Origin of the sequence: Spirosoma spitsbergense DSM 19989 (genome assembly GCF_000374085.1) — a bacterium.
GTDB lineage: Bacteria > Bacteroidota > Bacteroidia > Cytophagales > Spirosomataceae > Spirosoma > Spirosoma spitsbergense.
In genome coordinates this window covers 1-8,867 of record NZ_KB893457.1, presented here as the reverse complement: position 1 = coordinate 8,867, position 8,867 = coordinate 1, and the positions used below count along the sequence as shown (strand labels likewise).

Below are 8,867 nucleotides of genomic sequence, written 5' to 3'. Positions count from 1 at the left end.
TAAGGGGCTGAATAGCAGATAGAGCCTGTTGTACATCAGGACGTTGTCGTGGATCTAGTGCGTCTGAATTAGTCATATCTTAGGGAAGAGAACCGGACGAATTGTGCTCCTACACACAGGGCATACCAGCCCTTGTATTCTATACGGCGGTCGTATTTTAGGATAAAGTTTACACCTTGATAGAACCGTCTTTTAGTACGTCCTGTACGTACAGCATTTTGACCATAACCAGTACGATGGCCATGACAGGTGTGGCTAAGGCCAGCCCAATGCCCCCGGCGAATATGCCGATGATGAGCTGCGAGATAAAGACCAGCGCGGGCGGCATAGAAATTACCTTGTTCTGAATGAGCGGGGTCAGCAGGTTACTTTCTACGAGCTGAATACCCATGTAGAGTAGCACCACATACAGGGCCTGCTGGGGGCCGCTCAATAGTGCAAGTAGTACGGCGGGAATTAACGCGATGATGGGACCAAAGTTGGGGATGAACGTAATTAGTCCCGCAAACAGGGCCAGCGCTCCAGCCAGTTGAATATCCAGCAGCCACAGACCTACAAAACTTAGAACGCCAACCACGACCATCGAAAACAACTTACCACCCAGCCAGCCCAGCAGGGTTTCGCCTAGCTTATCCAGCACCGCTTCGGCCCGTTTTCGACTCGGTTTAGGAACCAGCCGGACCAGCCCGTCGCGGTACAGAGTAGGTTGTGCCGCCAGAAAAGCAGCCAGAAACAGAATGACGTACAAATCTGCCAGACTACCGAGCGTGGACGAAATAGCACCCGAAATGCGTCCCAGCCAGCGCGAAGAACCACTGTCCAGCAATTTCTCCGGTTTGATGTCTTCTTTTAGCAACTGTCGGCCAAAGCTTGTTTGACGCAGCATCTCCTCCGCATTTTTCAATGCTTTAGGGGCCTGCTCCTGCAACTGATCGATTTGCCCGCCAATCGAAGTGGAGATAACCCACCCCATACCTATCAGCACACCGATGGTCAGGAGAGCTACAATGGCGAGGGAAACGCCCTCCGGCCAATTGGTACGTTTGCTCATCCATCGGGCACCCGCATGAAGTGGCAGGGCAATCAGCGTAGCTGCCAGCACCAGCAGCAGTACGTCGAAAGCGGCCCCCATCAGTCCAAGCAACAGTAAAGTAGATAGGGTCAGACCTAATATAATGCCGACGCGCCGAATGAATAGCGGCTCTGGAATGGAGTCCGGTTGATCGTTAATCATACACTTGTTGTTTAGTTGATACAAGGGTATAACTCAAAAGGGGGGTATTTGTCAGCCGGATTAAGCGTATAAAAGCATCAAAAGTAGGCGAAAACTGGCCGGATAGAACGACCCGTTTGCTACGGATTGTTGTTGACATTTATTGAAAACCCTCGATGTGACTTAATTTGAAATATATTAAACTTTGGTTCATTCAAACATCCGGTTACTTTACTCCCTCCGACGCTCAGAGAAACACTACTGGCAGATTAAGCATTTTGCCGGAACGTTGGCGACTACCCGAAATCATATGGGGAGTTCCTAATCGACGAAAAAGGGCTACACCTAATCATGTGTAGCCCTTTTTCGTCAGGTACTGGTGAAACTACCTAGTTGTTTTTAGGGGCCGCGGGTTAAAGCGTTAGCTATTTAAGCTTGATGCCCTGAGCTTCCATTTGCTTTTCCTGCGTAGCGTGGTTAGCCAAAAACTGCGCGTGTTGCTGCTCCGTGCGCTCTGTACCCAGACTTTCTAACTGTTGCCGTAGCTCCATGGCGGATAGATCGGCTGCGTAGCACGGCGTGCCAGGCTGTTGCCGCCATGATTCATGCAGACTGCCGTCATCCACGGCATCAAAGCCCAGTTCCTCCACCAGAGCCATTACTTTTTGCTTGGCAGCGGGGTCATCGCCGGCTACAGGCAAACCGATACGGCCGGGTGTGCCCACAGGCTGCCCCAATTTTTCAAGGTGGTCGGCCAGGATATTATTGAACACCTTTACTACCGGCCGGCCCAGGTGCTGCTGTACCCACTCACTTTCGGTCAACTCACCCTGCTCTAATTCGGAGATGTGTCCATCACGCAACAGGGGGTAGTAGTTGCTGGTATCAATAACCGGCACCTCAGCGGGTACGCCATCGAACAAGTCTTTGGGCAGGTCGGGAATGTTCTTAAGGGGAATGGTCACCACGATGATTTCGCCGTAGTGGGCCGCTTCATGGGCCGTAACGGGAGTAGCGCCGCTTTTTTTGGCCACGTTGCCCAGCGTTTCAGGGCCACGCGAGTTGGCAATAGCCACGGAATGGCCCAGGCCAGTGAGCCGAACGGCAAGGGCACTGCCGATGAAGCCGGCTCCGATGATTCCTATTTTCATGGTTGATACTGTTAACGAGTAATGAGTCTTTGCTTCGCCTAGCTCCGAATTTTAACCTTCCGGCCAGCAAATTGTTTATCAGCGTCTTGTCGGGAAGTATAGTCGAGTTCGCCACTGCTTGCGCTATTCTGTTCGCCCAAATCCCATGGCAGCCGTATCCTGGACTTGCTACCTTTTTCTGGACAAATGTTGCTTAACTTATGTCCAGAAAAAGGTAGCAAGTCCAGTCCTGCGCTTCTACTTCGCCAAAGACTACGAAACGTTGTTGAACGCGGGTAAACGCCTTGCGTAATGGACGCTAAACCAATAAGGTAAGTCTACACTTGACACCTCCAATACCCATCTAGTTTAGCTCAAAAAACAAACAACCAACGAAAAACGTTATTCTGCCAATGCAATCAACGTATCTGGAGTAAGGCTCCGCTACCATCCCAAAAAGTTATGAAAACGAAACTGCTTTTATCACTTGCTCTTTGCGCGGTATTAACGACCGGCGCATTTGCCCAGGATGATCATGCCGCTACGCGGGCGGCCCGTAAGGAAAAAACCAGACAAGATGTCCGGCGCGCTGGTGATAAAGTTGAAACCGGTGTTGCTGATGGAGCACACGCGGTTGGCACCGCTGGCAGAGCCACCGGAAGAGCCGTAACTAAGGGTACAAAGGCAACGGGACGCGCTGTTACGAAAGCGACCAAAGCAACTGGACGGGCCATTAGTGGCAAAGCGAAAAAAATAGACAACCAGTAGATCGGTAGTCTTTAGTGAACATACTGGAGCGATAACTCTGCAGAGTTATCGCTCTATTTTTGCGTTCAAAGGAAGCTGAAAAAGGCTGAACTACGGGAGCATATAGTCCGATAAACGGGTAAACGTTAGAACTTGATGTTACCCTTAATTAACTACGATTTCTCTTTTTGGTACCCTGCTTCTCCCGAGTACTCGTTAACTAAAACGTCCGACTGTTTTCCGTATATGAAAAGCTGTAAAGAAATAATTGAAAATAGCTTTTATCCCCTTTTCAGCCAACTGTACCGAACCATAAGACCAATGAAAGGCCGCGCCAGCATAAGCCAGATGCGGCTTTATTATTCCATTTAGTGTGCTGGCGAAATCACCACAATTTATCGACACGATGGACTACAAAAGTCCCTCATCTCACATGAATCAAATTTTAATAACTGTCGAATTCCGTCAGTAGCATAATACGGTTCTATATCTCCTACATTTCGCCAAATTGGTTAGGTGACGGATTTTAAAGTCGGTGCCGTACGAGATGGCAAACACAACCCAGATACCAATTTGTTTCCAGCATGTCGAGTTGATTGCCTTAATGGTTCTACTAACTTAATACACGTTGTCGTGTTATTAGAATCTGTACTACGACTACCTAATGAGAAAAATTTACCTGCTCCTGATCAGTGGATTCAGCTTTAGTCCGTCCGTTTTTGGTCAGCAGACTTATTTTAATGTCCCGTCCTCCGATGTGGTCGATGAGCACAAAATCGCGGTGCAGCAGCAAATTAACATTTCGGAATCGATTCGTTCCTCGACGACCATAAATTACGGTTTAGGTCATGAATGGGAGGTAGGAGTAAATCTATATAATCTTGACTATCAGCCAGGAGAACATCGAATTATCGCTAACGACTCAACCACCGAAAAGTCGTTTAGTCCTTTACTAATGCTCAATGCGCAAAAGGCATTTGCCATTAATGATAATATTAAGTTGGCTATTGGGTCTCAAGGTGGACTGAACGCGCTGACGGATCGACCTCCCCAATGGGTTGGGTATGGGTATGGAAATGTGGCCGCCACTTCGAGAGATGACCATTATACGTTCTCGGCCGGAGGTTATGTGGCAAATGCCCGTTATTTGGGGGATGGACCAAGTACCGGATTTCAGACGGGTTTTGATGCCGGTATAGTTTACCAAAAATTACATCTGTTGGGCGATTGGATCTCGGGTCCACACGATTTTGGTCAGTTGGTGTTGGGCGTTGAAGTGTACCTTGGTAAGCATCTACCGCTGGCTGTCGGTTGGCAACGAACTAATAAAACCGGTGCGCAGGCGCTGGTGATTCAGTTAACGTACACCCCTAATTGAGTCCACATAGTGTCAATAGGTAGCCAATATATCCCTCGACGTTACAGATATTTATTACTTACCTTTCAAAGGGATTTTATTTGATCCATTAATTCCCCGGTAAATTTGTTTAATCAGGGATTTTATAGCAGATGGACCACAGCGGCATTAGCCATCCCACGTGGATGGTAACGAATTACGCTGGGCGACGTTCGCTAAGGAAATTCGATCCAGGCCGCCGGGCGGACCGTTCCTATTGATCTTCAGTTGTTTACAAAAACGAACGATAGAATGAACCGACTACTGCTTGACATTGACTGGAATAAAATGTTTGTCCCCAGTATGTCTCTGCTAGAAATCATGATCCGGGGCACCCTTACCTACTGGTTCTGCTTTTTGTACATCCGGTTTTTCCGGCGTGGGGCCGGGCAGTTGAGCATCGGGGATTTGCTGCTGATTACCCTGATTTCCGATGCTTCCCAAAACTCGATGGCGGGCGAGTACGATTCTGTTACGGAAGGTTGTGTACTGGTGGGTGTACTGGTTTTTTGGGATGTGGCCATCAACTGGCTGGGCTTTAGGTCCGTTTTGTTCAGAAAATTCGGCTCTCCCGACCCGGTTCTGCTGATTAAAGACGGGATACTACAACGGCAAAACATGAAGAAAGAACTCATTAGCCAAACTGAACTGATGGGTATGTTGCGCGAAGAAGGGGTGGATAACGCTGACGACGTAAAAACCTGCTATATCGAAGAGAGTGGTAAAATCAGCGTCGTACCGAAAGCGGGGAAGTAGCGTTTAACACTTATCCTCCCTTGGTTCCACTCATCGCTCCAACCATTCATCAATATTTAGATAATTTGTAAGTATTTAGGTAAGTAAGTGAGCAGAATTAAACTAGATTTATCTTATTGATACCTCCCTATTACACAGCCGTCGTTCAGAAAAAGGTCGGTTTACGTGGTCGTATATTGCCCTCTTTGGTTAAACCTGTAGTCGCTGTAAAACTTCGGCCATCTGAATCATTTCGCCCGCTTTCCATAATTCAGGCTTGCCAATCCGACGGCGTACTTTTAAGTAGGGAATGCCGGACTGCTCGCTAATCAGGCCGATCCATTTATTTTTCTTCAGCCGTTGGCTGAGAGACTGTCTGGCCTGACCAAACTGGGCAATCGTCTCTATGTCTGTTTGGGTACCCAGTTTGAGAATAATATTTTCGCTGTCTTCTTCTGAAAGGGGCAAAAAACCTACCGCATGTTACGGGTACCGCTTTTGTTACGGTTACCGCTTTAAAGTTGCAACCGTTTCAATACCTCAACAACCTGAATCATCTCTTCCAGCTTCCACATTTCGGGTTTGGCAACCCGTCGTCGCTGTTTGAGGTAGGGAATATCGGCCTGCTGCACTTTTAACAGAAACCTTAATTCCACTAAAGCTTGGAGCCAACGCCTGATAAAGTATATATTGTGGGGTAGGAAGAACAAATATCGTTATATGCCTTTGGCCAAATGTAGTATCAAAGTATTATTGACGCAAGAGGAAATGCGTAATAAAAAACCGTTTACAATCACCTATCAATCAGTCAATTGTAATGAGTAAATGAGGACTTATTTACACGTCTATAAGTCTGCAAAATCAACTCTTGCTCACAAAAAGAACTTTCTTTATATAGTAACAAAGCAATCCCGATCAACATTCTATGCATTATAACAATTCTTGTTCATTCACCATACCCTATCTTCACCAAGAATTGGTTTGTATCACTACTAAAAAAAAGAGTAGGTTATAAGTAAGTAGATGGGGAAAAACCTCATTTATTCCATAAAATTTATTTTTAAACTCAATTAAGATCATATACTGGTAACATCTTTGTAATTAATTTTAACTGACCTCCTGTTTAGGCTACTATAAAGTGAATACCAGTTAAGTATCTAAATCCAGATTCTTAAAAACGTGAAACTCTTGTATGCCACACTGATCATTTAACGAAAGAGCCAAACATTACTTTACCATTTGCGCCAACACAACAAGCCAACTAGGAAAAAACGTCAATTAATTCAAACAACTAACTCATTAATGGCTTTCCATATCGTACCATCGTGGTACATTATTAGGTCCAAATAATTATTAGTTTTAGGAAAATATCCAATTCTATTTTGACCAATTAAATACGTGTAAATCTTTTCGCATGCATCATGCAGCGAATTATAATTAAAGGATAGATCTTTTTTGTTTGGGTTGAAAGCTGGGTAAGATATAGTTCCATTATGACCATAAATTTTATCTGCGTAACATAAACATTTGCAAAGAGTAAATGCGTTATTTGTCTGCCGTTTCAGTGTTAAAGGTTCTTTTAAAATAATTTCGTAGAACGAATAATGATTTGACACAATATCAATAGCAAATGTTATTTTTAATCTTTTAGAAGCTTCTAAAGCGCATTTATAATTCGTTGGTATATCTAAAACGATCAATTGTTCTTTCAAGAGACTAATTGATCGTTCAACTAAAGAAAGCTCATTTTTGTAAACTTGAGCAGATATTTCATGATGAGACAATGGATGCAAAAGTGCTGGCAGCAAACTTATTATATTACTAATATGCTTTGGATCTTGACCAATTCGGTCTAGAAATAGGAAAGTTCTATTGCATAAACTAGTTAATTGGTAATCAGGAATTTGAGTGTTTTCTGTATCAGCTATTTCCCATTTTGGCATAAACGATACAATTAGTTCTTCCAAAGTTTTTCGAAAATAATTTGCTGCTGCCGGATAATCTGGTTTACTCCGGTCATGCAAATATTTGATAGCACGGTCGTAATTCTCTTCACCAACTACAATTATTGGCCTCGAAATCAAATTATTATTGTATTCATAATTTCCTACATAAAACTCAATTGGTAGCCATTTATTCCGTGATAGAGCGTTGAATCGCCTTTTAGCCAATTCAAACCAATGTCTATCATAGGTAGAAATTATAATTTGATAATCTTCAAATTCATTTATTAAAATATCTAAAATTGGAATTCTATTACCTGAATCTAAACCGATAAAAACGTCATCTAAATATATTAGCTTGAGTTCTAAATCTGGATTCTCCTTCAAGGATGCTAAATATAGACAAATTGCAAAAGCAGACAAACGAGCTTCGTTCAATGTATCCCGATAGTCATTTGAAATATCAAAGCCATCTTTAAAAACCTTTAATTTTAAACTAGCTACTGTATTCCACTGCCATTTTGCTCCATACTGAAAAATAAATTCTGGAAACTCATAAGAAAGTGAAACTTGTAGATCTTGAAAATATGTTGATAGCAGACGATTTAGTTCGGTAAAGACTGACGTCAATGTTGAATCTAAATGTGTATGATATTGTCTTAATTCAATTAAAGAAAGCTTGTGACGTTTAGATCTTCTCGTTCTTGATTCATCAATTAAATTACGCTGTAAATCATTCCATTTTTGCTTGAAGCGAAAATCTCCACCAGATCTGACTGCATACTGATCTCCAAGTAAGTTCAGCACAACGAGACCGAAAAGATTAGGACGGGACTCTTTGTGTAGATAAACATCGAGTAAATTGGAGTAATCTAAAAATCCTTTTATCAAAGAAGCTGATTTTACAAAATTTGCATTATTATCAGAAAAATCACTTCCAAATTTCATTTTCTTATCTGGCTCGTTAGTATTGTTGTTGCTAACTGCATCAAATGAAGAAAACGTTAACTCAATTGAACCAGGATCTCCCTCGAAATATTTATTCTTTACAAACAATATGGAAGAGTCTAAACTACTAGAAAAATAATTTCCTATAGCTTTAAACAAAGAACTTTTACCGCTACCATTCTCACCATATATTATTAAATTTTGGCCCCCTGAAAGGCGAATCGGATCATATTGGCCTAGATAAGCTCTGCAATTAGTCAATTTTATTTCTGTAATTCGAATTTTTTTTTGCGGTGCAATTATTATTGGTTGAACTAGCATAATTACCTAAACTTTATTAGATTCAAAATTTTTAATAGACTCAATTAAATTAAATTGTAACATTGATCGGTTTACTTGTGAGTCTGGACTTACTAACTGTTCATAAATTTTATCTGTATCAGAGACGTCATAATTGTAATTTATATTATTTAGTAAAGGTATCAGCATAATATGTTTAAGAACTTCACATTTCTGCCTTATTACATCATTTTTGAAATAGAGTTCATATACCATACAATCAAGTAACCTCTCAAAAAATAATGATTTGTTCGAAAGGTTATCACTCATCTGAATGGGTGCAATTCAAATTGTCGCAACCATGTCGTAGCTTAGGGCATGCCTGACGAACACTCCCTGCCCTTCACCGAAGAAGAATATGTGGCTTTGGCCCGCCAGAAATATAGCGAACTCAAAGCCCTCAGAAGTAAGCCTAC

General features: G+C 42.8%; 7 protein-coding genes and 1 pseudogene. 3 read left to right on the top strand and 5 right to left on the bottom strand.

Features of this window, described 5'->3' with window-relative positions:
• Positions 1 to 169 precede the first annotated feature (169 nt).
• The gene (locus tag B157_RS0109040; RefSeq protein WP_020602493.1) at positions 170 to 1,234 is read right to left on the bottom strand and encodes an AI-2E family transporter; all 1,065 of its coding nucleotides are present in this window, start codon (positions 1,232 to 1,234) and stop codon (positions 170 to 172) included.
• Positions 1,235 to 1,638: 404 nt separating this feature from the next.
• A pseudogene (locus tag B157_RS34810) lies at positions 1,639 to 2,379 on the bottom strand (NADPH-dependent F420 reductase); the annotation flags it as partial.
• A gap of 426 nt (positions 2,380 to 2,805) precedes the next feature.
• On the opposite strand from B157_RS34810, the gene B157_RS0109030 reads away from it, so the two are divergent.
• The 3 genes from B157_RS0109030 (at position 2,806) to B157_RS0109020 (ending at position 5,242) form a co-directional block, all read left to right on the top strand.
• Entirely contained in the window at positions 2,806 to 3,111 is a 306-nt protein-coding gene (locus tag B157_RS0109030; protein WP_020603024.1) for a hypothetical protein, read from the top strand.
• A gap of 643 nt (positions 3,112 to 3,754) precedes the next feature.
• Positions 3,755 to 4,468, top strand: a complete 714-nt coding sequence (locus tag B157_RS0109025; protein ID WP_020603023.1) for a hypothetical protein — start codon at positions 3,755 to 3,757, stop codon at positions 4,466 to 4,468.
• A gap of 270 nt (positions 4,469 to 4,738) precedes the next feature.
• Entirely contained in the window at positions 4,739 to 5,242 is a 504-nt protein-coding gene (locus B157_RS0109020; protein ID WP_020603022.1) for a DUF421 domain-containing protein, read from the top strand.
• A gap of 189 nt (positions 5,243 to 5,431) precedes the next feature.
• On the opposite strand, the gene B157_RS0109015 is transcribed toward B157_RS0109020, so the two are convergent.
• From B157_RS0109015 to B157_RS0109005, 3 genes are all read right to left on the bottom strand, one after another.
• The gene (locus tag B157_RS0109015) at positions 5,432 to 5,689 is read right to left on the bottom strand and encodes a hypothetical protein (RefSeq protein WP_020603021.1); all 258 of its coding nucleotides are present in this window, start codon (positions 5,687 to 5,689) and stop codon (positions 5,432 to 5,434) included.
• Positions 5,690 to 5,736: 47 nt separating this feature from the next.
• Positions 5,737 to 5,877 (bottom strand): hypothetical protein, encoded by a 141-nt coding sequence (locus B157_RS38140; protein ID WP_020603020.1) that lies wholly within the window; start codon positions 5,875 to 5,877, stop codon positions 5,737 to 5,739.
• A 627-nt stretch (positions 5,878 to 6,504) separates the two neighbouring features.
• Entirely contained in the window at positions 6,505 to 8,433 is a 1,929-nt protein-coding gene (locus tag B157_RS0109005; protein ID WP_020603019.1) for an ATP-binding protein, read from the bottom strand.
• Between the last annotated feature and the right edge of the window lie 434 nt (positions 8,434 to 8,867).

Excerpts from the sequence above, each read along its gene's own strand:
- B157_RS0109040 (WP_020602493.1), bottom strand. The coding sequence starts at position 1,234 with ATGATTAACGATCAACCGGACTCCATTCCAGAGCCGCTATTCATTCGG.
- B157_RS0109030 (WP_020603024.1), top strand. The coding sequence starts at position 2,806 with ATGAAAACGAAACTGCTTTTATCACTTGCTCTTTGCGCGGTATTAACG.
- B157_RS0109025 (WP_020603023.1), top strand. The coding sequence starts at position 3,755 with ATGAGAAAAATTTACCTGCTCCTGATCAGTGGATTCAGCTTTAGTCCG.
- B157_RS0109020 (WP_020603022.1), top strand. The coding sequence starts at position 4,739 with ATGAACCGACTACTGCTTGACATTGACTGGAATAAAATGTTTGTCCCC.
- B157_RS0109005 (WP_020603019.1), bottom strand. The coding sequence starts at position 8,433 with ATGCTAGTTCAACCAATAATAATTGCACCGCAAAAAAAAATTCGAATT.